This window comes from Streptomyces sp. NPDC092369, assembly GCF_044755245.1.
Classification (GTDB): Bacteria; Actinomycetota; Actinomycetes; order Streptomycetales; family Streptomycetaceae; genus Streptomyces.
The window spans coordinates 673,854-698,594 of sequence record NZ_JBIVQP010000003.1 but is presented as its reverse complement, the minus strand read 5'-3'; the positions used below and the strand labels follow the sequence as shown (position 1 = coordinate 698,594).

Annotated in this window: 16 protein-coding genes; 10 read left to right on the top strand and 6 right to left on the bottom strand. The window is 71.9% G+C overall.

Going from position 1 to position 24,741, the window contains the following annotated elements:
- Window positions 1-87 precede the first annotated feature (87 nt).
- The 3 genes from ACIQI8_RS20035 to ACIQI8_RS20025 form a co-directional block, all read right to left on the bottom strand.
- On the bottom strand, window positions 88-1,653 hold the full coding sequence (locus tag ACIQI8_RS20035) for an alpha/beta hydrolase (protein WP_402352062.1): 1,566 nt from the start codon (window positions 1,651-1,653) through the stop codon (window positions 88-90).
- Window positions 1,654-1,899: 246 nt separating this feature from the next.
- Window positions 1,900-3,447 carry an alpha/beta hydrolase gene (locus ACIQI8_RS20030; RefSeq protein WP_402352057.1) on the bottom strand — a complete coding sequence of 516 codons (1,548 nt, stop codon included), beginning with the start codon at window positions 3,445-3,447 and terminating at the stop codon, window positions 1,900-1,902.
- Between the two features lie 116 nt (window positions 3,448-3,563).
- Entirely contained in the window at window positions 3,564-6,320 is a 2,757-nt protein-coding gene (locus ACIQI8_RS20025) for a lysylphosphatidylglycerol synthase domain-containing protein (RefSeq protein ID WP_402352054.1), read from the bottom strand.
- Window positions 6,321-6,506: 186 nt separating this feature from the next.
- Between ACIQI8_RS20025 and ACIQI8_RS20020 the strand changes: the two genes are divergently transcribed.
- The 5 genes from ACIQI8_RS20020 to nudC all read left to right on the top strand — a co-directional run bounded on the left by ACIQI8_RS20020 (window position 6,507) and on the right by nudC (window position 16,948).
- Window positions 6,507-6,893, top strand: coding sequence for an MGMT family protein (locus ACIQI8_RS20020; protein WP_402352051.1), 387 nt, complete (start codon window positions 6,507-6,509; stop codon window positions 6,891-6,893).
- Between the two features lie 266 nt (window positions 6,894-7,159).
- The gene (locus ACIQI8_RS20015; protein ID WP_402352048.1) at window positions 7,160-10,723 is read left to right on the top strand and encodes an ATP-dependent helicase; all 3,564 of its coding nucleotides are present in this window, start codon (window positions 7,160-7,162) and stop codon (window positions 10,721-10,723) included.
- Between the two features lie 137 nt (window positions 10,724-10,860).
- On the top strand, window positions 10,861-14,436 hold the full coding sequence (locus ACIQI8_RS20010; protein ID WP_402352042.1) for a UvrD-helicase domain-containing protein: 3,576 nt from the start codon (window positions 10,861-10,863) through the stop codon (window positions 14,434-14,436).
- Between the two features lie 10 nt (window positions 14,437-14,446).
- Window positions 14,447-15,850, top strand: a complete 1,404-nt coding sequence (locus ACIQI8_RS20005; RefSeq protein ID WP_402352039.1) for a dipeptidase — start codon at window positions 14,447-14,449, stop codon at window positions 15,848-15,850.
- A 156-nt stretch (window positions 15,851-16,006) separates the two neighbouring features.
- Entirely contained in the window at window positions 16,007-16,948 is a 942-nt protein-coding gene (gene nudC / locus ACIQI8_RS20000) for an NAD(+) diphosphatase (protein WP_402352036.1), read from the top strand.
- A gap of 78 nt (window positions 16,949-17,026) precedes the next feature.
- Here nudC and ACIQI8_RS19995 read toward each other — a convergent pair whose 3' ends face one another.
- Window positions 17,027-17,269, bottom strand: a complete 243-nt coding sequence (locus ACIQI8_RS19995; protein ID WP_402352033.1) for a mycoredoxin — start codon at window positions 17,267-17,269, stop codon at window positions 17,027-17,029.
- A gap of 203 nt (window positions 17,270-17,472) precedes the next feature.
- On the opposite strand from ACIQI8_RS19995, the gene ACIQI8_RS19990 reads away from it, so the two are divergent.
- The 4 genes from ACIQI8_RS19990 (at window position 17,473) to ACIQI8_RS19975 (ending at window position 21,053) form a co-directional block, all read left to right on the top strand.
- Window positions 17,473-19,674 carry an ATP-dependent DNA helicase UvrD2 gene (locus ACIQI8_RS19990; RefSeq protein ID WP_402352030.1) on the top strand — a complete coding sequence of 734 codons (2,202 nt, stop codon included), beginning with the start codon at window positions 17,473-17,475 and terminating at the stop codon, window positions 19,672-19,674.
- A gap of 165 nt (window positions 19,675-19,839) precedes the next feature.
- Window positions 19,840-20,178, top strand: coding sequence for a hypothetical protein (locus tag ACIQI8_RS19985; RefSeq protein WP_402352027.1), 339 nt, complete (start codon window positions 19,840-19,842; stop codon window positions 20,176-20,178).
- A 177-nt stretch (window positions 20,179-20,355) separates the two neighbouring features.
- Window positions 20,356-20,733 carry a WhiB family transcriptional regulator gene (locus tag ACIQI8_RS19980; protein ID WP_123997878.1) on the top strand — a complete coding sequence of 126 codons (378 nt, stop codon included), beginning with the start codon at window positions 20,356-20,358 and terminating at the stop codon, window positions 20,731-20,733.
- Window positions 20,730-21,053 (top strand): hypothetical protein, encoded by a 324-nt coding sequence (locus ACIQI8_RS19975; protein WP_402352024.1) that lies wholly within the window; start codon window positions 20,730-20,732, stop codon window positions 21,051-21,053. The genes ACIQI8_RS19980 and ACIQI8_RS19975 overlap by 4 nt, the downstream gene beginning before the upstream one ends.
- 119 nt (window positions 21,054-21,172) lie before the next feature.
- Here ACIQI8_RS19975 and ACIQI8_RS19970 read toward each other — a convergent pair whose 3' ends face one another.
- Both ACIQI8_RS19970 and ACIQI8_RS19965 read right to left on the bottom strand, forming a co-directional pair.
- Complete coding sequence (locus tag ACIQI8_RS19970; protein ID WP_402352021.1) at window positions 21,173-22,552, bottom strand: ABC1 kinase family protein; 1,380 nt, start codon at window positions 22,550-22,552, stop codon at window positions 21,173-21,175.
- Complete coding sequence (locus ACIQI8_RS19965; protein WP_402354020.1) at window positions 22,545-23,771, bottom strand: TOMM precursor leader peptide-binding protein; 1,227 nt, start codon at window positions 23,769-23,771, stop codon at window positions 22,545-22,547. Before ACIQI8_RS19965 ends, ACIQI8_RS19970 begins: the two co-directional genes overlap by 8 nt.
- A gap of 362 nt (window positions 23,772-24,133) precedes the next feature.
- On the opposite strand from ACIQI8_RS19965, the gene ACIQI8_RS19960 reads away from it, so the two are divergent.
- A complete protein-coding gene (locus ACIQI8_RS19960) occupies window positions 24,134-24,730 on the top strand; it encodes a M48 family metallopeptidase (protein WP_402352019.1) in 597 nt (198 codons plus the stop codon).
- Window positions 24,731-24,741: the final 11 nt, after the last annotated feature.

Genomic DNA, 24,741 nt, shown 5'->3' with positions numbered 1-24,741 from the left:
GCCGGACAGGTTGGTCCACTGGGCGAACGCCCTTTCGGAAGGGGCTCGGCACCGCGGGTGCCGGGCCCCTTTCCGTATCCCCGGTTCCTACGAAGCGCAGACCTTGCCGTCCTTCGGCACCGTCCCCTTCAGCAGATACGCGTTCACCGTGGAGTCGACACAGTCGCTCCCGCTCCCGTACGCACCATGGCCCTCGCCCTTCCAGGTGAGCTCCACACCGACTCCCTTGCCCAGCTCGTCGGCCATCTTCCGGGCGCCCTCGTACGGCGTGGCCGGGTCGCCGGTGTTGCCGACCACCAGGATCGGCGCCGCGCCGGGCGCGCTCACCTCCGGGGTGTCGTACTGCCCGGCCACCGGCCAGTCGTGGCACCAGCCGGCCGTGTCCCAGCCGAGGAAGTCCCCGAACACCGGCGAGATCTTCTCGAACGTCGGCAGCAGCTTCTTCGTCTCCTCGGCGGTCGGCCGCTGCTTGTCGTCCAAGCACGATATGACCCGTTGGGAGTGGGTCGTCGTGCCGTAGTGCCCTGATGCGTCACGTTCGTTGTAGCCGTCGGCGAGATCCAGCAGCTCCGAGCCGTCGCCGCCTTCCGCCGCGTCGAGGGCGCTGGTCAGCGTCGGCCAGCCGGCCTTGCTGTACAGCGGCAGGACGATGCCGGTGACGGCCAGCGTCTGGGTGAGCTCGCGCCCGGACGATGTCTCCAACGGCTTCGCGTCGAGCCGGTCGAGCAGGTCCGCGATCTTCTGGGTGCCCTGTTTCGGGTCCTGCCCGGTCGACTTGAGGTAGTCGTCGAGGGCGCGTTGGAAGCCTCTGCTCTGGTTCTCCGCGTGACCCACGGTGTCGGCGCTGGGGTCGACGACCGCGTCGAAAATCAGCCGTCCAACGTTCTTGGGGAACAAGTGGGCGTACACACCGCCCAGTTCGGTGCCGTAGGAGATGCCGAAGTAGTGCATCTTCGCGTCGCCGAGGACCTGGCGCATCAGGTCCATGTCGCGCGCGGTGTCCGTCGTCGACACGTGCGCCAACAGCTTTCCGGTGGCGTTCTTGCAGCCCTTGCCGAAGTCGAGGGCGTCCTGGAAGTACGCCTTCTCCTCGGCCGGGGTGTCCGGCGTGGCATCGATGTCCTCGGCGGCCTCGATCGCCTTGTCGCCGCGGCAGCGCACGCCCTCGCTGCGGTCGACCCCGCGCGGGTCCCAGCTCACCAGGTCGTACCGCTCCCGCAGGGAGGAGGCCGTGGCCGCGTACGACGGCAGGGTGGAGACACCGGAGCCGCCGGGACCGCCGAAGTTGAACAGGAGCGAGCCGATGGGCTTGGCACCGCGGGACTTGCCGCGGATCAGTGCGAGGCCGATCGTCTCGCCGTCCGGCTTCGACCAGTCCAGCGGCACCTTGAGCGTCGCGCACTGCCAGTCGCTGCCCGGCGCGGCGGAGTCGGCGGTGGCCTTGCAGCCTCCCCAGTCGAGCCGCTGCCCGGTCAGGGAGGAGGGCAGGGCCGCGCTCGTACCCGAAGGATCGGAGGAGTCGGCCGACGGCGTGGCCGCCGCGCCCGTGTCCCCGTCACCCTTGCCGTCGTCGGACGACGAGCCGCCGCTGCACCCCCCGACCAGCAGCGCGGCGGCGGCCCCCAGCGCCGCCCACCGTACGAGTCGCGCCATGTGCGTTCCCCCCTCACGAGCCGTCGGCACATCGGCCGGCCGACGGCGGTCAGGCCATAGTAGGCGGATCACGCCGGGCCTGCGGGAGCCTGTGGATAACCCTCTGACCTGCTGATTTTCCCGGAATTCGGGGGAGGGGGCATGGTCGGGTTCGGGGGCGTGCGGTGTCTGGCGTGGCGGGTCCAGGGGCGTGAGGTGTTTGGCGTGGCCGGCTTCAAGGGCGGACGGTGTCCGGCGTGGCCGGGGTCAGGAGCAGACGGTGCCCGCCGTCGGCACCTTCCCGTCCAGCAGATAGCCGTTCACCGCGCTCTGCACGCACTTGTTCTTGCTGTCGTAGGCGCCGTGCCCCTGGCCCTTGTAGGTCAGTTCGACGCCGACGTCCTTGCCGAGGGCGTCCACCATCTTGCGCGCGCCCTCGTACGGCGTGGCCGGGTCGCCCGTGTTGCCCACGACGAGGATCGGCGCCGAGCCGGCCGCGCTCACGTCGGGATGGTCGGCCGCGCCCGGCACGGCCCAGTCCGTGCAGCTGACCATGCCCCACGCCAGGAAGTCGCCGAACAGCGGCGAGGCGGCACGGAACTCCGGCAGCTTCTCCTGCACGAAGTCCGCGGTGTACCGGGGCTTGTCGTCGGCGCAGTTGATGGCGATGTTGGCCGCCGAGATGTTGCTGTACTCGCCGTTCTCACTGCGCCCGTTCATCGAGTCGGACAGCAGCATCAGGATCCTGCCGTCGCCGTCGTAGGCCTGCTCCAGGCCCTCGGTGAGGTACTCCCAGAAGTCCTTCGAGTACAGCGACTGCGCGATGCCGTTGGTCGCGGCGGTCTGGGTCAGCTGGCGCGGGAGGATGCCGGGGATCGGTTTGCTGTCGAGGTCCTCGAGCAGCTTGGCGATGCGGTCCTTGACGTCCTGCGCGGTGTCGCCGACCGGGCAGTCCTCGACCTTCGACGTGCAGTCCTTCGCGAAGTTGTCGAGCGCGAGCTGGAAGCCCTCGGCCTGGCCGAGCGAGCCCTGCTCGGAGGTCTGCGTGGGGTCGACGACCCCGTCGAACACCGCGCGTCCGACATTCTTGGGGAACAAGTGGGCGTAGACACCGCCGAGTTCGGTGCCGTAGGAGATGCCGAAGTAGTGGAGCTTGGTGTCGCCGAGCACCTGGCGCATCAGGTCCATGTCGCGGGCCGCGTCGGTGGTGCGGACCTGCGGCAGCACCTTCTTGGAGTTCTTCTCGCAGGCCGCGTTGAACTTCCTGGTGTTGTCCAGGAGCTCGGTGCGCTCGGCGGCGTCGTCGGGGGTCGCGTCCTGCTGGAAGTACGCGTCGAGCTGCTGGTCGTTCTCGCACTCCACGGGGGCGCTGCGGCCGACTCCGCGCGGGTCGAAACTGACCAGGTCGTAGCGGGTGCGCAGCTTCGCGTAGTCCGTGCCGAAGGCGGGCAGTGTGGTGACGCCCGAGCCGCCGGGGCCACCGAAGTTGAAGACGAGCGAACCGATGTGCTTGCTCTTGTCGCCGCTGGCCTTCGCGCGGATCAGCGCCAGGCCGATCGTGTCGCCCTTGGGCTCGTCCCAGTCGAGCGGTGCCTTCAGGGTGGCGCACTGCCACTCGTCGCCACCCGGCAGCGGCGAGGGGGCACCGCCGCCGCCCTCCGCCTGGGACGGCGCCGGGCATTCCTTCCAACTCAGCGTCTGGGCCGACAGATCCTCGTCCTGGGCGCCGTCGCCGCCGCAGCCCGCCAGTACGGACGACAACAGCACGACGGAGGCGGTCAGGGCAGCGGCGCGCAGGCGAGGAGGGTTCGGCATGGTCCCATCCTGCGGTCGTACGCGACGGAGCGCTCGGGGCGCGGGCCGTACGAGGTACGGCGCCCACGCGCGCGTACGCGGGGTGATGCCGGGTGCGGCGCACGCGCGCGTACGTCCTACAGGGAGCCCTTGCGCGAGAGGTGGTTGAAGGCCAGCCAGCCCGGCAGCACCGGCAGCCACAGCGTCAGCAGCCGGAACAGCAGCACGGAGGGGGCGGCGACCTCCTTGGGGAGGCCGACGGCGATCAGACCGACCGTCAGGGTGGCCTCGACGGCGCCGACACCGCCCGGGGTCGGGGCCGCGGAACCGAGCGCGTTGCCGGCGAGGAAGACGACCGCGACGCTGGCGATGCTGATCGAGGTGCCCTCCTGGCCGAAGGCACGGATCGAGGCGTCCAGACACATCACGAAGCAGGCGGTCAGCAGCAGCATGCCGCCGATGCCCGTGATGAGCTTCTGCGGCCGCTGGAGCACGTCCAGCATGCGCGGCACGACACCCGCGAAGAGCGACCGCACGCGCGTGACGACGAATTTGCGCAGGAACGGCACCGAGGTGACCACCAGCACGAGCACCGCGACCGTCAGCAGACCCGCGATGACCGTCCTGGACGGCGACAGCGACGGCGTCTTCTCGGTGCCGGTCAGATAGCCGAAGGACAGCAGCATCAGGATGTGGCAGCCGAGTCCGAACAGCTGCGAGGCGCCGACGCTCGCCACCGCGAGCCCCGGCCGCACCCCAGCGCGCTGCAGGAAGCGCGTGTTGAGGGCGACACCGCCCACCGCGGCCGGCGCGACGATCTTCACGAACGAGCCCGCGACCTGCGCCCCCACGGTCCGCAGGAACGGCACCCGCTCGGGCACGAACCCGAGCAACGCCATCGCCGCCGCGAAGTAGCTCGCCGCCGAGAACAGCACGGCCGCCGCGACCCAGCCCCACTCGGCGTTGGCCACGAGCGGACCGAGCTCGATGTGGGTGAGCTGCGTGAGCAGGAAGTACGCGCCGATGGCACCGGCGATGAAACTGAGCAGCGTGCGCGGCCGCACCCGCTCCAGCCGGGCCGGCTCGACCGGCGCCTGCGGCCTGATCCGCAGCACCTCGTGCCGGATCAGCGTCAGCAGGTCGTCCTCGCGCGCCTCCTCCAGCGCGTTGTCGATGGCCCGCTTCTCGGCCCGCTGCTCCGCGCGCACGGCCTTCTTGTCGGGCTTCTCGAGAACGGGCGTGGTGTGGTCGTGCCCGGCCGCGGCGAGGCGGGCCTGCTTGTCCTGGTGGGACGCCTCCAGGACCGCCTCGCGCTCGCGCTGGGCCCGCTCCCGGGCCAGTCTGCGCAGGGTCGCGCGTGAGGTCCGGCTGAGTGCGATGGGCTGCAGCATCGGAAGGCAGTCGGCGACCGCGTCCGGGCCGAGCACGCTCACCGCGGACGCCACCGCGCGCTCGGCGCCCACCCGCAGACCGAGCGTCACCAGCAACTGCGAGATGTCCATGCGCAACAGCAGATCGCCGGCCGCGATCTCGCCGACGCGCAGGTCGGTGAGGATCACCGTGCCGGAACGATCCACCAGGATCGCGTCACCCACGAGCCTGCGGTGCGCGATCCGCCGGGACTGCAGGGCCTGCACCTGGCGCCAGGTGTCACGCAGCAGCTCGTCGGTGATCTCGTCGTCCGACATCGAGTCCAGGGTGCGGCCGCCGGTGTGCTCGTAGATGAGCATCACGGCGTCGGGACCCAGTTCGGAGGTCGCGATCAGCTTGGGCGCGTTGGCGCCGGCCGCGATGGCCGCGTACGCGAGCAGCGCCTCCTGCTCCAGGGCCTGGCGCAGCGACTGGAGGCTGCTGCGGGTGGCGAAGCCGCGCAGCGTCAGATTGCGCCAGGCGCGGTAGAAGAAGCCCTGCGCCTGCTGCTCGCGGTCGACCACCGTCACGTCCAGCGGTGGACCGTCCTCCAGGGTGACGAAGTAGCGCCGGCCGCGGTCGCCGGTCTCCGAGGTCTCCGGCACCTCCTCGCGCGCGGCGCTCACCGGGCGGAAGCCCACGTGCCGCAGCCCGGCCATCAGGGTGCGCCCGGTGGGACGCACGTTGGGCGAGCCGACCGCGTAGAGCGTCCCGTAGGCGACGGTCCAGCCGATGAGGACCGTCAGGATGATCGAGAACGGGGTCGTGTACCCGGTGACGAGCATCGAGAAGGCGTCCAGGCACAGCACGATCCACAGCACCGCGCGCCAGCGCGGCCGGCGCGACATGCCGACGGCCGTCATGTAGGCGATGACCGGCGCGAGATACCCGTGCACCGGGTCCGTGAGGGCGTGGATGTCACCGGGGGAGGGCTGGGTGAGCGCCTCTTGGATGGAGCCGGGGGCGGCCTTGGCCACCCAGAGGTCCGTGGCGAGGGTCACACCGTGCGCGAGGACCGCGGCGAGCACACCGTCGGCGATCCGCAGACCGTCGCGTTTGATCAGCCGCTCGATCGCGAAGGCGACGGGCACCAGAAGGATCGCGATGCTGGAGGCCAGACCGGCGATCTTGATGAGCAGATCGGGCGCCTGTCCGGTGCCCTTGTTGATGTCCTGTTCGAGACCGGAAGTGGTGCCGTGCGCGAACGCGGCGATCGCGAGCAGCACGGCGACGGCCAGCACACCCACCAGGAGGCGCATCAGGTCGGAGGGACGGTGCACGCGCGCGGGGAGCAGCGGTTCGTCGCCCTCGACCTCTTCGCTGTGCACCTCATCGGCGCAGTCGGCGTCGTCCTCGACGCCTCGGCCGACGTCCTTCGCGGCCGTCTCCTCGGGAGCCGTTTCCTCTCCGTCGGCGGTGTCCGGGCGCGACGAAGCGTCAGAGGTGCTTTCCGCATCCTCCGGGTGCGCACCCTGTTGCTTCATCGTCTCTTCTTGATCTCGTATCACCGGTCACCGCCCGCATGATGGTGGCATGCCCCACCGACACACGGGGGCATCAGGGTGCAAATGCGGGGGCGCACAGTCTGCCCGATGCGCCGCCTGGGGGCGAGGGACACCCACCGTGGCGGGCCCGTCACATTGTCGGTGGCGTGGTGCAGGATGGGCCGGATGAGCGAGGAGAGCCTGCCGCGGGACGTCCACCCGGAGCTCCCGGACGCGCTGCCGGAGTACGCCGAGCGCGTCCTGGAGGTCACCGAACTGATTCCGCCCGGGCGTGTCATGACGTACGGAGATGTGGCCGAGTGGCTGGAGGAGGGCGGGCCCCGGCAGGTCGGCCGGGTGATGGCCCTCTACGGGAGTGCGGTTCCGTGGTGGCGCGTCATGCGCGCGGACGGTGTGCTGCTGCCGGGCCACGAACTGGAGGCCATCGGCCACTACCGGTCCGAGGGCACGCCCCTGAAGGAGGCGAGCAGGGCCGCCGAGGGCCATCTGCCGCGCGTCGACATGAAGCGGGCGCGGTGGGACGGCGGCGAGCGCGCGGACGGTCACACCTGACAGCTTCCGCCATGCGCCGCCCCCAAGTGCGTCGTGTGCTCCGTACGGGGGAACGGGGGCACGTCCGTGGCATGACGTACGTTCGAGGGGCAGGGGGCGCACGTGACCCGCGTGCCGTGAGCGTCTTGTGGGAAGAAGCGGAAGCGCTGCTTCCAGGGAATTCGTCGGCGTAGCGTCGGCTGCAGGCGTCCCGCTCACCCCGCGATCACCGCCCTGCACGCGCGGTGGCCCGACAACCAGTACAACCACCAGGACCGGCGAACCACGTGAGCTCCTCTTCCTCCACCAGGCGCCTGGCGCACCCTCAGGTGCGTCAGGGGGACCGTGGCGCTTACCGACTGGTGCGAACCCCACCGGACCGACCTGCTCCCCCTCGTCTGGACGCGCCACAGCGCGCGGTGGTTGACCACCGGTCCGGACCACTGCTGGTCCTCGCCGGTCCGGGCACCGGGAAGACGACCACGCTCGTCGAGTCGGTCGCCGCCCGGATCGACCGGGGCGCCGACCCGGGACGCATCCTGGTGCTGACGTTCAGCCGCAAGGCGGCGGTCGAACTGCGCGACCGCATGGCGACCCGCACCGGCGCCGCCCGCGCTCCTCAGGCGACCACCTTCCACTCGTTCTGCTACGCCCTGGTCCGCGCCCACCAGGACACCGACCTGTTCGTGGAGCCGCTGCGGCTGCTGTCCGGCCCCGAACAGGACGTCGCCGTTCGCGAACTGCTCGCCGGACAGCCCGACCTGGAAGGGCTCGGCCTCGCACACGTGCGCTGGCCCGACGAACTGCGCGCCTGTCTGACCACCCGAGGCTTCGCCGACGAGGTCCGCGCGGTCCTCGCCCGCAGCCGTGAACTCGGCCTGGACGCGGGCGCCCTGGACGCCTTCGCCCGCCGTATCGGCCGCCCCGACTGGCGTGCCGCCGCCGCCTTCCTCGCCGAGTACCTCGACGTGCTCGACCTCCAGGGCGTGCTCGACTACGCGGAACTGGTCCACCGCGCGGTGCTCCTGGCTCGCCGCCCCGAGGTCGCCGCACAACTGGCCGCGCGCTACGACACCGTCCTGGTCGACGAGTACCAGGACACCGATCCCGCGCAGGTACGGCTGCTGCACGCGCTGGCCGGCGGCGGCCGCACCCTCGTCGCCTTCGGCGACCCCGACCAGTCGATCTACGCCTTCCGGGGCGCCGACGTGAACGGCATCCTGGAGTTCCCGGACGCCTTCCCGCGCGCGGACGGCCGCCCGGCGCCCGTCGAGGTCCTGCGCACCTCCCGCCGCTCCGGCGCCGGACTGCTCACCGCGACCCGGCTGCTCACCCAGCGCATGCCGCTGACCCGGCTCCCGGCGGAGAAGGTGCGCGCCCACCGCGAACTCGCCCCGGTCCGGGACGGCGGCCGCGTCGAGGTGTACACGTATCCGACGCCCGGTACGGAACTCGACAACATCGCCGACATCCTGCGCCGGGCACACCTGGAGGACGGCGTCCCCTGGGGCGAGATGGCCGTCCTGGTGCGCGCCGGCTCCCGCACCATCCCTACGGTCCGGCGCGCGCTCACCGCGGCCGGCGTGCCCCTGGACATCGACGGCGACGACCTCGCCCTGCGTCACGAACCGGCGGTGGCGCCTTTGCTGACGGCGCTTCGGGCGGTGGCGACGGCGGAGGCGACGGGTCCTGAGGCGGCCACGGAGGCGACGGGTCCCGAGGCCGCCGCGGAGACGACGGGTCCTACGGCAGGCGTCGATGCGACGGGTCCCGAAGGGGGCGCGGGCGCGACGGGCCCCGAGGGGGGCGCGAAAGCTACGGATCCCGAGGAGGGCGCGGATGCGGAGGCATCCGTGCGCTCGGACGCCGATGCCGTGCACGCCTCCGAAGCCGACGCCGTACGCGTCTCGATGGACGCCTCCGAAGATGCCTCTGACGGGCCGCAACAGCCTCCCGAAGAGCCGCCGTCGGACACCTCCTGGCTCGACACCGAGACCGCCCTCGCCCTGCTCGCCTCCCCTCTCGCCGGCATGGACGCCGCCGATCTGCGCCGCCTCGGGCGGGCCCTGCGGGACGAGGAGCGGGCCGCCGGCAACGCACTGCCGCCACCGTCGGACGTACTGCTCGCGCGGGCGCTCGCCGAGCCCGAGCGCCTGGTCGCGCACGACCCCGCGTATGCCCGGGGCGCCCAACGCCTCGGCGCGCTGCTGCGCAAGGCCCGTGAGCGCCTGGCGGGCGGCGGCAGCGCCGAGGAGGCGCTGTGGGACCTGTGGGAGGGCACGCCGTGGCCCGCGCGCCTGGAGCGCTCCGCCCGGCGCGGCGGCGCGGCCGGACGCAACGCCGACCGCGACCTCGACGCCGTGTGCGCGCTGTTCGCGACCGCCGCCCGCGCGGAGGAGCGCAGCGGCGGCCGGGGCACCCTCAACTTCCTCGCGGAGATCGACGCGGAGGACATCGCCGCCGACACCCTCACGCGGCGTGCCGTGCGCCCCGACGCCGTACGCCTGATGACCGCGCACCGCTCCAAGGGCCTCCAGTGGACTTTGGTCGTCGTCGCGGGCGTCCAGGAGGGCCTGTGGCCCGACCTGCGCCGCCGCGGCTCCCTCCTGGAGGCCGACCGCATCGGCCGCGACGGACTCGCCGAACCGCTCACCCCAGGAGCCCTGCTCGCCGAGGAACGCCGCCTCTTCTACGTCGCCACCACACGCGCGCGTGAGCGACTCGTCGTCACCGCCGTGAAGGCCCCCGCCGACGACGGCGACCAGCCCTCCCGCTTCCTCACCGAACTCGGCGTCGAACCCAAGGACGTCACCGGCCGCCCGCGCCGCCCCCTGTCCATCGCCGCGCTCGTCGCCGAACTGCGCGCCACGACGGTCGACCCGCGCGTCTCGGACACCCTCAGGGAGGCCGCCGCTCACCGGCTGGCACGCCTGGCCGCGCTCGCCGACGACGATGGCCGCCCGCTCGTCCCGTCGGCGCACCCCTACCGCTGGTGGGGCATGTACGAGCCGACCGAGAGCAAGGTGCCCCTGCGCGATCGCGACCACCCCGTCGTGCTCTCCGGAAGCGCCCTCGACCAACTCGCCAACACCTGTGCGCTGCAGTGGTTCCTGGGCCGCGAGGTGAAGGCCGACGCGCCCGCGACCGTCGCCCAGGGCTTCGGCAACGTCGTGCACGTCCTCGCCGACGAGGTCGCCTCCGGACACACCCCGGCCGATCTCGCCGTCCTCATGGAGCGTCTCGACTCCGTGTGGAACGCGCTCGCCTTCGACGCGCCCTGGAAGTCGGCGCAGGAGAAGGAGAACGCGCGCGTGGCGCTCGAACGCTTCCTGAAGTGGCACGTCATGGACCGCACCGGGCGCACCCCCGTGGCCAGCGAGCACGACTTCGACGTCACCCTCGGAGCCGGCGGCTACGAGGTGCGCATCCGCGGCCAGATGGACCGTGTCGAGGCGGACGGCGAGGGCCGCGCGTACGTCGTCGACTTCAAGACCGGCAAACAGGCCGTCAGCAAGGCCGAGTTGGTCCACCATCCGCAGCTCGCCGTCTACCAGCTCGCCGTCCGCGAGGGAGCGGTCGACGAGGCCTTCGACGGCGTACGGCCCGAGCCGGGCGGGGCCGAACTCGTGCAGCTGCGCCAGGGTGCCGCCCAGCGCGACGGCGGCGAGACCCTGCCCAAGGTGCAGGCGCAGGAGCCGCTGGAGGGGGAGTGGGTGGGCGACCTGCTCGCCACCGCGGCCGGCAAGGTCCTCGACGAGCGGTTCACCCCGAGCGCCGGACAGCACTGCGCGCACTGCGCGTTCCGGGCGTCGTGCAGCGCGCGGCCCGAGGGGCGGCACGTGGTGGAGTGAGCGCGCGGCCCGCGGGGCCCTTGGTGGAGTGGGCGCGCCGGTGTGACCGGTCGCACCACACGTGCTGACCAGCGCCTCTTCCGGACCGAGGGGCGATTCGTCCGCCGCTGTCAGTGCGCGCCGCTAGCCTCTGCGACATGGCCGCCCGTATCACCGATCCCGATCAGCTCAAGGAGCTCCTCGGCATCCCCTTCACCCCGGAGCAGACGGCCTGCATCGTCGCGCCGCCCGCCCCGCAGGTGATCGTGGCCGGGGCCGGGTCGGGCAAGACGACGGTGATGGCGGCCCGCGTGGTGTGGCTGGTCGGCACCGGCCAGGTCGCCCCCGAGCAGGTCCTCGGGCTCACCTTCACCAACAAAGCCGCGGGGGAACTCGCCGAGCGCGTCCGCAAGGCGCTCATCAAGGCGGGCGTCACCGACCCCGATGTCATCGACCCGGACAACCCGCCCGGTGAGCCGGTGATCTCGACGTACCACGCCTTCGCCGGCCGCCTCCTGACCGACCACGGGCTGCGCATAGGGCTGGAGCCGACCTCCCGCCTGCTCGCCGACGCCACCCGCTTCCAACTCGCCGCGCGCGTGCTGCGCGAGGCCCCGGGCCCCTACCCCGCGCTCACCCGCTCCTTCGCCGACCTGGTCAGCGACCTCCTCGCGCTCGACGCCGAACTCGCCGAACACCTCGTACGCCCCGAGGCCCTGCGTGCGTACGACGCCGGGCTGCTGCGGTCGTTGGAGAGCGTCAAGCTCACCAACGCCGACCTGCGCAAGGTCCCCGAGGCCGCCGCCGCACGCCGCGAACTCGCCGACCTGGTGGTCCGCTACCGGGCCGCCAAGCGCGAGCGCGACCTGCTCGACTTCGGCGACCAGATCGCCCTGTCCGCGCGGCTCGCCCAGATTCCCGAGGTGGGCCGGCTCCTGCGCGAGGAGTTCCGTGTGGTCCTCCTCGACGAGTACCAGGACACCTCGGTGGCCCAACGCATCCTGCTGGCCGGGCTGTTCGGCGGCGGCACCGGCCACCCGGTGACCGCGGTCGGCGACCCCTGCCAGGCGATCTACGGCTGGCGCGGCGCCTCCGTCGCCAACCTGGACGACTTCCCCGAGCACTTCGCGCACCCCGACGGCCGCCTCGCCACCCGCCAGTCGCTCAGCGAGAACCGCCGCAGCGGCGGCCGCCTCCTCGACCTCGCCAACGGCCTCGCGGAGCCTCTGCGCGCCATGCACGCGGGCGTGGAGGCCCTCCGCCCGGCGCCCGGCGCCGAACGCGACGGGGCGGTCCGCTGCGCGCTCCTGCCCACCCACGCCGAGGAGATGGACTGGCTCGCCGACTCGATCGCCCACCTCGTCCGCACCGGCAGGGCGCCCGGCGAGATCGCCGTCCTGTGCCGCACGGCGACCGACTTCGCGCAGATCCAGGGCGCGCTCGTCGCCAGGGACGTGCCCGTCGAGGTGGTCGGCCTGTCCGGGCTGCTGCACCTGCCCGAGATCGCAGACCTCGTCGCCGTCTGCGAAGTGCTCCAGGACCCCGGCGCCAACGCCTCCCTGGTCCGTCTGCTCACCGGCCCCCGCTGGCGCATCGGCCCGCGCGACCTCGCCCTCCTCGGCCGCCGCGCCCGGTTCCTCGTGGCGCACGCACGCGTGGATGCCGGTGACGACCGGGACCGCAGGCTCGCCGAGGCCGTCGAGGGGGTCGATCCCTCCGAGGTGATATCGCTGGCGGACGCCCTCGACACCTTCCTGGAGATGCCGTTCGACGCCGAAGGGGAGGACGACGGACTGCCCTTCTCGCCGGACGCGCGCGTGCGCTTCGCCCGCCTCGCCGCCGAACTGCGCGACCTGCGCCGCTCGCTGGCCGACCCGCTGATGGACGTCCTGCACCGCGTCCTCGCCGTCACCGGCCTTGAGGTGGAGCTGTCGGCGTCCCCGCACGCGCTGGCCGCCCGCCGCCGCGAGACCCTCTCCAACTTCCTCGATGTCGCCGCCTCGTTCGCGGCGGGCGACGGAGAGGCGACCCTGCTCGCCTTCCTCGCCTTCCTGCGCACCGCCGCCCAGTACGAGAAGGGCCTCGACAACGCCCTCCCCGGCGGCGAGAACACCGTCAAGGTGCTCACCGCGCACAAGTCCAAGGGCCTGGAGTGGGACGTCGTGGCCGTCCCGGGCCTGGTCACCGACAGCTTCCCCAGCACCCGGGGCCGCGAGAAGTGGACGGCCCAGGGCAAGGTGCTCCCGCACGAACTGCGCGGCGACGCCGACACCCTGCCCGACATCGACTCCTGGACCTCCCGGGGCCTGAAGGACTTCCAGGAGTCCATGAAGGAGCACCAGCACACCGAGGAACTCCGCCTCGGCTACGTCACCTTCACCCGCCCCCGCTCCCTGCTCCTGGGCTCCGGCCACTGGTGGGGCCCCAGCCAGAAGAAGCCGCGCGGACCCTCCGAGTTCCTCCAGGATCTCTACGAGCACTGCGCGGCCGGTTTCGGCGAGATCGAGGCCTGGGCCGACGAGCCCGCCGAGGACGAGGAGAACCCCGCCCTGCACCAGGAGGGCGCCGACCAGGTGTGGCCCCTGGCCCTGGACGACGTGTCCTTCGCCCGCCGCAGGGCCGCCGCCGAGACCGTCCTGGCCCACCTGGAGGATCTCGCCTCCCACGAGGACGGCCACCCGGCGGCCACGCACGACCCCGACGACCACGGCGACCCGGACTGGCCGCCGCCACCGGACGACGACCCGTACGAGAGCTACGAGGGACCGCCCGGCCCGGACGGGGAGGAGTACGGCGCCGAGGACGAGGTCCCCTTCCCCGACGAGGAGCCGACCGACTGGGACGCCCTGTCCCCGGACCGCCCGGCCGTCCCCCATCAGGCCGGCCCCCCGGATCGCCACCAGGACACGGCTCCCGACCGCGCCACGCACACGCGCGTGCCTCCGGAGCACACCCGCGCAGGCCCGGAGCGCACCCGCGCCACCCCCCGCCTCACCCCCGAGGAGGCCCGCGCCATCGCCTCCTGGGACCGTGATCTCGACGCTCTGACCGGAGAGCTTCTGCGCGCGCGTGAGGCCGTCACCGACGTCACCCTGCCCGCGTCGCTCACCGCGTCCCAGGTACTGCGCCTGGCCGCCGACCCGGACGGATTCGCACGGGAACTCGCGCGCCCCATGCCGCGCCCCCCACAACCCGCCGCGCGCCGGGGCACCCGTTTCCACGCATGGGTGGAGGCCCGCTTCGAGGCGTTGACGCTGCCCATGCTGGAGCCGGACGACCTGCCCGGCAGCGAGGCCGAGATCGCCGACGAACGCGACCTGGAAGCCCTCAAGGACGCCTTCGAACGCACCGAGTACGCCCACCGCACGCCGTACCGCGTGGAGGCCCCCTTCCAGCTCGCCATCGCCGGCCGGGTGGTCCGCGGCCGCATCGACGCCGTCTACAAAGAGGGCGACGGCGAGTCGGCGACGTACGAGATCGTCGACTGGAAGACCAGCCGCACCCGTACCGCCGATCCTCTCCAGCTCGCCCTGTACCGGCTGGCCTGGGCGGAGCAGCGGGGCGTGCCGCTGGAGTCGGTGGGCGCCGCGTTCCTGTACGTGCGGGGCGGTGAAGTCGTACGTCCCGAGGGTCTGCCGGACCGGGCCGCCCTGGAACGGCTGCTGCTGGAGGAGCCGGACGGGCAAGCAAACTGTGAGGAACCGCCCACCGAGGATGTCAGCGCGGGCCGATAGGCTCGTGACCATGAGCCAGACCCCGGACAGCGCCGTCCGTACGTACATCGAGCAGCACAGCGCGGCCTTCCTCGACGAACTCGCCGAGTGGCTGCGCATCCCGTCGGTGTCGGCCCAGCCCGACCACGCGCCCGATGTCCGCAAGAGCGCCGACTGGCTCGCCGCCAAGCTCAAGGAGACCGGCTTCCCCACCACCGAGGTCTGGCAGACGGGGGGCGCCCCCGCAGTCTTCGCCGAGTGGCCCTCCAACCACCCCGAGGCGCCCACGGTCCTCGTCTACGGCCATCACGACGTGCAGCCCGCCGCCCGCGAGGACGGCTGGGACAGCGAGCCCTTCGAGCCCGTCGTCCGGGACAACTGCCTCTACGCGCGCGGAGCGGCCGACGACAAGGGCCAGGTGTTCTTCCACACACTCGGCGTCCGCGCCCACCTCGCCGCCACCGGCCGCACCGCCCCCGCCGTCCATCTCAAGCTCCTGATCGAGGGCGAGGAGGAGTCCGGCTCCCCGCACTTCCGTGCCCTCGTCGAGGAGCACGCGGACCGGCTCGCCGCCGACGCCGTGATCGTCTCCGACACGGGCATGTGGTCCGAGGACACCCCCACGGTGTGCACCGGCATGCGCGGCCTCGCCGAGTGCGAGATCCGGCTGCACGGACCCGACCAGGACATCCACTCCGGCTCCTTCGGCGGTGCCGTGCCCAACCCGGCAACCGCCGTCGCCCGCCTGGTCGCCGCCCTCCACGACGAGCACGCACGCGTGGCAATCCCCGGCTTCTACGACGGCATGGTCGAGCTCACCGACCGAGAGCGCGAACTCTTCGCCGAGCTGCCCTTCGACGAGAGGGAGTGGCTGCGCACCGCCAAGTCGCACGCCACCCACGGCGAGGCCGGCCACACCACCCTGGAGCGCGTCTGGGCCCGCCCCACCGCCGAGGTCAACGGCATCGGAGGCGGTTACCAGGGCCCCGGCAGCAAGACGATCATCCCGTCCTCGGCCATGGTGAAGCTCTCCTTCCGCCTGGTCGCGGGACAGGACCCCGAGCACATCGAGAAGACCGTCCGCGCCTGGGTCGCCGAGCAACTGCCCGCCGGCATTCGGCACGACATCGTCTTCGGCGCCGCCACGCGCCCGTGCCTGACGCCGCTGGACCACCCCGCCCTGCAGTCCGTCGCCCGCGCGATGGGCCGCGCCTTCGAGAAACCCGTCCGCTTCACCCGTGAGGGCGGCTCAGGACCGGCCGCCGACCTCCAGGAAGTCCTCGGGGCGCCGGTGCTCTTCCTGGGCATCTCCGTCCCCTCCGACGGCTGGCACGCACCGAACGAGAAGGTCGAGCTCGACCTGCTCCGCAAGGGCGTCGAGACCGCCGCTTACCTGTGGGGCGACCTCGCGGAGACCTGGCGCCGTGCGCCCTGACCACTCCGCGCGGTCCGAAGTCACAGCATGCGAGGGGCACACTGGAAGAACCGTCCCGAACCGCTCGATCCCGCCGGACCCGGTCGCCTCCCGCCGTACGTCCCGCCGCACCGCCCGCCGAAACAGCCCGTTCCCCTGGGGGAGTTGGAAGCACACGTGACCACCTGGACCGACCACACCGCCGACCGCCCCATTTCGCTCACCGCCCCGAGCGGCATCGACCGCGCCGCCCACCACCGGCTCGACGAGGCCTGGCTCGCGGCGGCGTGGAGCCACCCCACAACGCGCTGCTTCGTGGTCTCCGGCGGCCAGGTCCTCATAGACGAGACCCCGGACGGACGCACCGAGATCGTCATGACCCCCGCGTTCGAGGCCCCTCTGACCGAGGCACACCGCTACTTCCTGGGCACCGACGAGGACGGCGTCAGCTACTTCGCCCTCCAGAAGGACGCCCTGCCCGGCCGCATCGACCAGTCCGCCCGCGCGGCAGGACTGCGCGAGGCCGGCCTGCTCCTGTCACCGCGCGACGCGGGCCTCATGGTGCACGCGGTCGGCCTGGAGAACTGGCAGCGCACCCACCGCTTCTGCTCCCGCTGCGGCGAGCGCACCGCCATCGCGGCGGCCGGCCACATCCGCCGCTGCCCCGCCTGCGGTGCGGAGCACTACCCGCGCACCGACCCCGCCGTGATCATGGCCGTCACCGACGACGAGGACCGCATCCTCCTGGGCCGTCAGGTCCACTGGCCCGAGGGCCGCTTCTCGACCCTCGCGGGCTTCGTCGAGCCCGGCGAGTCCATCGAGCAGGCGGTGCGCCGCGAGGTCTTCGAGGAGGCCGGCATCGCCGTCGGCCAGGTCGAGTACGTCGCCAGCCAGCCCTGGCCGTTCCCCTCCAGCCTCATGCTCGGCTTCATGGCCCACGCCACCTCGACCGAGATCGACGTGGACGGCGAGGAGATCCACGAGGCCCGCTGGTTCTCCCGCGACGAACTGGGCGCCGCCTTCGAGTCCGGCGAGGTGCTCCCGCCCTACGGCATCTCCATCGCGGCCCGCCTGATCGAGCTCTGGTACGGCAAGCCGCTGCCGACGAGGAGCGTCTGACCGAACGAGGAAGGCGGCCTCCGAGACACACGTGCGTGTCTCGGAGGCCGCCTTCCTTTGCCACAGCAGCGGGAGCGGTCAGGCGCCGACCTTCTGCTTGACCTGCGCCAACGAAGGGTTCGTCAGCGTCGACCCGTCCGGGAAGAGAACCGTGGGAACCGTCTGGTTGCCACCGTTCGCCTTCTCCACGAACAGTGCCGACTCCGGGTCCTGCTCGATGTTGATCTCTTCGTACGCGATGCCCTCGCGGTCGAGCTGGCTCTTCAGCCGGCGGCAGTAGCCGCACCACGTGGTGCTGTACATCGTCACAGTGCCCGGCATGTCTCTCGCACTCCTCAGCTGCTCGGGGATCCGTCCTCGCAGAGAGGGAACGTACGTGAAAGGGCCACCATTCCCGCACCCGGTGCAGCGCCGGGCGTGATGCCCGCCGCACCGGCGTGACGCCTGCCGCATTAGTACGACCGCGGGGGTCTCCCTGTGGACAACGGGCTCACCTGTCTCCGGCGACCTGGCAGCATGGCCGTGTGACAGCAGCAACGCACTCCACGCTCTTCCCGCAGGTACCGGATTCGGCCGACGCGGTGCTCGAGGGGCTCGACCCCGAGCAGCGCGAGGTGGCCACCGCCCTGCGCGGTCCGGTGTGCGTGCTGGCGGGCGCCGGCACGGGCAAGACACGGGCGATCACCCACCGCATCGCCTACGGAGTGCGCGCCGGGATCCTGCACCCCTCCAGCGTGCTGGCCGTCACCTTCACCAACCGTGCCGCGGGCGAGATGCGCGGCCGGCTGCGCCAGCTCGGCGCCGCCGGCGTCCAGGCCCGCACCTTCCACTCGGCCGCCCTGCGCCAGCTCCAGTACTTCTGGCCCAAGGCGGTCGGCGGCTCCATGCCCCGGCTCGTCGACCGCAAGATCCAGCTCGTCGCCGACGCGGCGGCCGCCTGCCGCATCCGCCTCGACCGGGGCGAACTGCGAGACGTCACCGCCGAGATCGAGTGGTCCAAGGTCACCCAGACCGTCCCCTCCGACTACGCCCTCGCGGCCGTCAAGGCGGGCCGCGACGCGCCCAGGGACCCGGCGGAGATCGCCCAGCTCTACTCGGTCTACGAGGACCTCAAGCGGGACCGAGGCGTCATCGACTTCGAGGACGTCCTGCTGCTGACCGTCGCCGTCCTCCAGGACCGGCACGACATCGCCGAGCAGGTCCGCTCCCAGTACCAGCACTTCGTGGTCGACGAGTACCAGGACGTCAGCCCCCTCCAGCAGCGGCTGCTGGAACTGTGGCTGGGCGAGCGGGACAACCTGTGCGTGGTCGGCGACGCCAGCCAGACGATCTACTCCTTCACCGGGGCGACCCCCGACCACCTCCTGGACTTCCGCACCCGCCACCCCGGGGCCACCGTCGTCAAACTCGTCCGCGACTACCGCTCCACACCCCAGGTCGTCCACCTCGCCAACGGCCTCCTGGCGCAGGCCCACGGGCGAGCCGCCGACCATCGCCTGGAGCTGATCTCCCAGCGCGCGGCCGGCCCCGAGCCCGGCTACACCGAGTACGCCGACGAGCCCGCCGAGGCCGAGGGCGCCGCCCGGCGCATCCGTGAGCTCGTGGACGCCGGAGTCCCGGCGAGCGAGATCGCCATCCTGTTCCGGACCAACGCCCAGTCCGAGACCTACGAGCAGGCGCTCGCCGATGCCGGCGTCCCTTATCAACTGCGCGGTGCCGAGCGGTTCTTCGACCGCCCCGAGGTGCGCAAGGCGAGCATCGCCCTGCGCGCGGGCGCCCGTTTCGGCGGCAACGACTCCCTCCTGGACGACGTCGTCGACCTGCCGTCACAGGTGCGTGCCGTGCTGTCGGGGGAGGGCTGGACGTCCCAGCCCCCGGCCGGCTCAGGCGCCGCCAGAGAGCGCTGGGAGTCGCTGGCCGCACTGGTCAACCTCGCCCAGGACTTCGCCGCCGCCAAACCCGGCGCGAGCCTCGCCGATCTCGTCGCGGAGCTGGACGAGCGGGCCAACGCCCAGCACGCCCCGACCGTGCAGGGAGTCACCCTGGCCTCCTTGCACTCGGCCAAGGGCCTGGAGTGGGACGTCGTCTTCCTGGTCGGTGTCGCCGAGGGCATGATGCCGATCACCTACGCCAAGACCGACGAGCAGATCGAGGAGGAGCGCCGCCTCCTCTATGTCGGCGTCACCCGTGCCCGCGAGCGCCTGCACGTCTCCTGGGCGCTCTCCCGGTCGCCCGGCGGCCGTCCGAGCCGCCGTCCGAGCCGCTTCCTGGACGGACTGCGTCCCGGTTCCACCGGCGCCGCCGGGCGCGCCGCCGTGGGCGGTCCGGGGGGTGTCGAGCGCGGCTTCACCACGAGCAGACCCGCTGCTGCCGTGCCGCGGCGCACCCAGCGCACGCCGGCTCGCTGCCGAGTTTGTGGACGCACGCTCACCGATGCCGGTGAGATGAAACTGATGCGTTGCGAGGACTGTCCGTCCGACATGGACGAGGGGCTCTACGAGCGGTTGCGCGAGTGGCGCGCCGTCCAGGCGCAGCGCAGCGGGCAGCCGGCCTTCTGCGTCTTCACCGACAAGACGTTGATGGCGATCGCCGAGGCCGTCCCGGACGACGACGGCGAGTTGGCACGGATCCCCGGCGTCGGCGTGCGCAAGCTGAACCGCTACGGGGCCGAAGTCCTGGCCATCTGCGCAGGCCAGGAGAGCGGCGGGGCCGACGAGGAGGACTGATTCAAACTCGTCGAGAAAATAGTTTGCGCATGCCCCGGCAATCCCCATAGGTTCTTATCCACGGGGACGGAGGCCTTCTCGAAGGCCCTGATTCCGTGCTCTACTTACATATCCGTGGACTGGTTCACCCCAGTCCCCCCGAGACGCCGAGAGGAGGCGAGTCCAGTGATCAGCATCAACAGCAGCTACACCAGCGCCGTCAAAATGACCGATCGCTCGGTCGTCGCCTCCACGTGCATCCTCGACGCCTCGTTCCAGGGCACCGGTCTGTCCGGCATCCGTGCCGCCCGGCCGGCGTCCTCCGTGTCTCTCGCGGGTCTGCCCGTCGTGGGTCTCCCCGTGAACGAGCGCAATGAGCGACCGACCAAGGCACTGGAAGCAGTAGTGGCACAGGCGCAGGCCTATGCCTTTACGGCGACCGGTGCCGGAAGCCGGAAGAAGACGACGCAGCACCACCTGATGTGGGCCTTCCGTGGGCCAGAACCCTGGAGTGATCCAGCCTGATCGTCGATCAGGCCGGCGCCTTCAGGGCCGCGGAACCCCACCCGGGATCCGCGGCCCTTCTGTTTGTCCCCGAACGGGGACGACGGAGCGAAGGGGCCTCGGGACAGAAGCAGCACCCGGTACCCAGCCGCCACCCGGTCCAACAGGACCGGAACGACCAGACGAGGAAGACCGACCGTGCATCTCGAAGCGCACGCCCCGTCCGTACCGCCTTCCGAAACGATCCCCCCGCCCGGCCTCACGGAGGACTCCACCTTGACCGCGCTCACTCCGCTCACCGCGCTCACCGCGCTCGACGACGCCATCGAGAACCTCGGCGTACCCGTCCCCTGCCGTTCCTACGACCCGGAGGTCTTCTTCGCCGAGTCGCCGGCCGATGTCGAGTACGCCAAGGCCCTGTGCCGCACCTGCCCGCTGATCGAGGCCTGCCTCGCCGGCGCCAAGGAGCGGCGTGAGCCCTGGGGCGTCTGGGGTGGCGAGCTGTTCGTCCAGGGTGTTGTCGTCGCCCGGAAGCGGCCGCGTGGCCGCCCGCGCAAGAACCCGGTCACGGCATGAACATCACAGGAACGATCGACCGCCCCGTCACGCACGACCCCAAGAAGCAGGCCCCGATGAAGCCGTCCACCAACGAGCCCACTGCCGGCTCCGCGATCGAAGACACCACCACCGGCGCGACCGACTCGCGCCAGAACAGGACCCGCGAGATGCAACTCATCCCAGAAGCCCTGGCTCGTGCGCATATGCACGACCGACTGCAGGAGGCGGAGAGCGAACGCCGGGCCGTGAGCCTGGCGTCGGCCCGCCGGATGCAGCGCCGGGCCGAGCGCGCCTCGAGGCGTGCCCGCCGTGCGCTGGCCATCGCCGTCATGCAGTAACCGATCACACCTGAAGCAGTGGCCTCCCGATCAGGGAGGTGAAAGCTCCCCGCGGGGCCGGTCCGTCCGAACGGACCGGCCCCGCGGTCATGTCATGCGGCTGCCCCGCAGCCCCGTGATCACGCCTCCGCGGCGGACTCCTCAGCCACGTCCACGACGTCCTCTTCCTCCAGGACGAACCCCGGCAGCCACTCCTCCAGTTCGTCGCGCATGCGGACCGTCGCGCCCAACTGGCACAGGACACCGATCGTGCTGAGCGTCACCCGGTGTATCAGCAGGTACGCGGGCGGCAGGTTGAGCTGCTTGCCGAGCTGGTGGGCGGGGGAGCGGGGGTCGGCGACGCGGGCCGCCTGGCTGCGCATCCAGCCGCGGGTGAAGGTGAACTCGTCGACCCGGGCCGGCTCGATGATCGGCACCAGGTAGTCGAGGACCGCGCTCGGGTCCAGCTCTATCGAGTCCTTGACGAAGCCCTCCGCGCGCAGGAGTTCGTAGACCGCCTCCGCGTCTCCGTCGAGCGTCATCCGCAGAGAGTCGCCGATCGTGGTCGGCAGACCGCCCGGGAGGCGGTCGACCGTGCCGAAGTCCAGGACGCCCAGCCGCCAGTCGTCCTCGCCCGCCGGGCCGCCGGGCAGCAGACGGAAGTTGCCCGGGTGCGGGTCGGCGTGCAGGAGGCCGGTGCGGGCCGGGCCGGAGAAGAGGAAGCGGGCCAGCAACTGCCCGGCGCGGTCGCGCTGTTCGGGCGTGCCCTCCGAGATGATCTCCGAGAGCGGGATCCCCTCCATCCACTCGGTGACCAGCACCTGCTCGCACTGGTGGACCACCCCGGGCACCACGACGTCCGGGTCGTCCAGGAACTCCTCGGCGTGGGCCTCCTGGGCCTGTGCCTCCAGGCCGTAGTCCAGCTCCTCCGAGACGCGGTCCTTCAGCTCCGCGATCAGGGGCTTGATATCCATGCCCGGGATGAGCGGACCCAGGAGACGGGCGAAGCGGCTCAACTGGTTGAGGTCCGAGAGAAGGGCCTCGCCGGCTCCCGGGTACTGCACCTTGACCGCCACCTCGCGGCCGTCGTGCCACACCCCGTGGTGCACCTGGCCGATCGAGGCCGCTGCCGAGGGCTTCTCCTCGAACTCCAGGAACAGTTCCCGCCAGTCCTTCCCGAGCCGCTCCTCCAGCACCGCGTGCACGGTGCGCGTCGGCATCGGCGGTGCCGCCTCCTGCAGTTTGGTCAGGGCCGCCCGGTAGGGGCCCGCGACCTCCTCGGGGAGCGCCGACTCGAACACGGACAGGGCCTGGCCGAACTTCATCGCGCCGCCCTTGAGCTCACCGAGGACCTTGAACAGCTGGTCCGCCGTGCGCTGTTGCAGCTCGCGGCCGACGAGCTCCGCCGACTCACCGACGATCCGCTTGCCCAGTCCCCAGGTGGCCCGCCCGGCGAAGCCGAGTGGCAGCGCGGCCAGCTTGGCAGTACGGGTGACCGCCTTGCGGGGAAGATCAGACATGCGCCCTCCAAGTCCCAGCCGGTCGTGCCGTGTCTGCCTTACGGCGGGACTCCTTCGACGACCGATGCCCCTTCATTGTCTCGTGTGACTGCTCGTCCTTAGGTGTGTGTTCCCCCTTACCTTTCTCGGCACCTCTCTCCGCGGCCCCGCACGGGCATCCCGGATGCGCCCAGATCGGCCGCGCATGCCAGTTCAGACCCGGTAGGGACACCTCCCAGCGGGCGCCCGTGCTCGAAGGCCGCCGACCGTCGAGGAAGGTGAGCGCGTGTGCGGCGGCCAGGCCGGCGACGGTCGTGGCCAGCGTGAGGTCGCAGGGCCGCGCCTGCCGCGGTGTCCCGGAGCGCCACTGCGCGACCAGCCGTGGCCAGACGGGGTCCCGGTCGGTGCGTCCCTCGTGCAGACAGCGCGCGCAGCCCGTCTCACCTGGCAGGACGAGGGGGCCCACGACACCGGTCGCCTCCACCACACCGGCGTACAGATGTGGGGTGCCCGCCTCGATCAGCGGTTCGGCCTCGGCGGGGGCGGGCGCGTGCACCGCGACGTCGTCCCGAGGGGCCAGGATCACCAGGGAGAAAACGGGGCCGTCGGCCAAGCGGGTCGACCTCGGACCTCGGCGCGGCGGTCGGTCCGGCGCGGATCGGCGTGCCGAGCGACGGGCGGCCTCGTCCCTGCGGTCACCCACCGACTCGACGGGCAGTCCGCCCGGGGAGACGTCCCACGGTTCGACCCGGCCCACATCGCGCACGTCGACCTCGCCGATACCGGCACCCGCCAGCAGCGCGGCGATGAGCGCACCCACCCGCCCGGCACCCCGAACCTGCACGCGCAGTGACCGGCGAGCGGCGAGGCGGCCCATCGCGTCGCCCGGCTCGGCGGTGAGCACGGACAGGGAGGCGAGGTCCGGGCGCAGCCGGTCGAGAACGTCCTTCTTGCCGCGCAGCACGTCCGCCGCGGCGCCGCCGCCCCTCGCGTCGTCCAGCAGACCGGCCTTGGCCAGCCCCTCCACCAGCGCGTCGACATGCCCGTCGGACAGGTCCATGCGACGGCCCTCCTCGCGCAGCAGCGGCAGCCCACGGGTGCCGTTGAGCTGGTCCAGGAAGCTGCCGGTCGCCGTGTCCATCGGCCCCAGCGTCAGCGCGTGGGCCGGGGCCATCCCGAACTGCACGGTGTTGAGATCGCGCCAGGCCCGCCTGAACGCGGGCTTCACGACCGGAACCATCCGGTCGCGGATCTGGTCGCCGACGCGCTCCGTGCGCCCCGTCCGGTCGGCCGGACCCGTTTGATCCTCCGGACTCGCCCGACCCACCTCATCCGTCTGCTCCGTCTGCTCCGTCTGCTTCGTCTGATCCATTCGGTCCATCGACTGCATGGCAGGCCCCCGTCGTACGTCCCCGTGAGCCGGTGAAGCCCGTCCTTGCTCCGCCGGCGAGAGATCAGCATGCCCGGACCGGGCGAGAGGGTGCCCAAAGTTGTCCACAGGCGGTGGATATTCGTCGTACGAATCAAACGCTTGGTGGGGGATCGACAGGGAACCGTCCCGGAGTCGGGACTTCCCCCGTGTGCAACGGGTAACGTCGGGGCGTGCCCGCCGACCCACTGCACCGCGCCGCAATGCCACAGCGCAGTACGACGAGCCAGCCGCCGAGCGGCTCGGGGGCGAGCGCGATCGAGGTCCGCAGGAGCGCCCGTCGCCGTAGGACGGTCTCCGCGTATCGCGAGGGCGATCGCACCGTCGTACTGATCCCTGCCCGGATGTCCGAGGCGGAGGAGCAACGCTGGGTCACCGTCATGCTCGACAAGCTCGCCGCACAGGAAAGCAAACGGGTGCTCGGCGACGACGAGCTCGCGGAGCGCGCCGCGCGGCTGTCGGCCCAGTACTTCGAGGGGCGGGCCCGGCCCACCTCGGTGCGCTGGGTCACCAACCAGAACACTCGCTGGGGCTCGTGCACCCCGGCCGAGGGCAGCATCCGGCTGTCGCACCGGCTGCAGGGCATGCCCGAGTACGTCGTCGACTACGTGCTCCTGCACGAGCTGGCGCATTTGCTGGTGCCCGGACACGGGCCGCGTTTCTGGCGGCTCCTTGAGGCCTACCCGCGCACCGAGCGGGCCCGGGGCTACCTCGAAGGGGTGGTCGCCGCCGATCGGCTGCCGCACCCGCCAGGAGCCCGCGGCGACTGACGTCTCCTCCT

Bases quoted from the DNA above. Each gene is read 5' to 3' on its own strand.
- ACIQI8_RS19970 (WP_402352021.1), bottom strand. From the start codon at position 22,552: ATGTCTGATCTTCCCCGCAAGGCGGTCACCCGTACTGCCAAGCTGGCC.
- ACIQI8_RS19965 (WP_402354020.1), bottom strand. From the start codon at position 23,771: ATGGTTCCGGTCGTGAAGCCCGCGTTCAGGCGGGCCTGGCGCGATCTC.
- ACIQI8_RS20005 (WP_402352039.1), top strand. From the start codon at position 14,447: ATGAGCCAGACCCCGGACAGCGCCGTCCGTACGTACATCGAGCAGCAC.
- ACIQI8_RS20010 (WP_402352042.1), top strand. From the start codon at position 10,861: ATGGCCGCCCGTATCACCGATCCCGATCAGCTCAAGGAGCTCCTCGGC.
- ACIQI8_RS20035 (WP_402352062.1), bottom strand. From the start codon at position 1,653: ATGGCGCGACTCGTACGGTGGGCGGCGCTGGGGGCCGCCGCCGCGCTG.
- ACIQI8_RS19975 (WP_402352024.1), top strand. From the start codon at position 20,730: ATGAACATCACAGGAACGATCGACCGCCCCGTCACGCACGACCCCAAG.
- ACIQI8_RS19995 (WP_402352033.1), bottom strand. From the start codon at position 17,269: ATGCCGGGCACTGTGACGATGTACAGCACCACGTGGTGCGGCTACTGC.
- ACIQI8_RS20030 (WP_402352057.1), bottom strand. From the start codon at position 3,447: ATGCCGAACCCTCCTCGCCTGCGCGCCGCTGCCCTGACCGCCTCCGTC.
- ACIQI8_RS20025 (WP_402352054.1), bottom strand. From the start codon at position 6,320: ATGAAGCAACAGGGTGCGCACCCGGAGGATGCGGAAAGCACCTCTGAC.
- ACIQI8_RS20020 (WP_402352051.1), top strand. From the start codon at position 6,507: ATGAGCGAGGAGAGCCTGCCGCGGGACGTCCACCCGGAGCTCCCGGAC.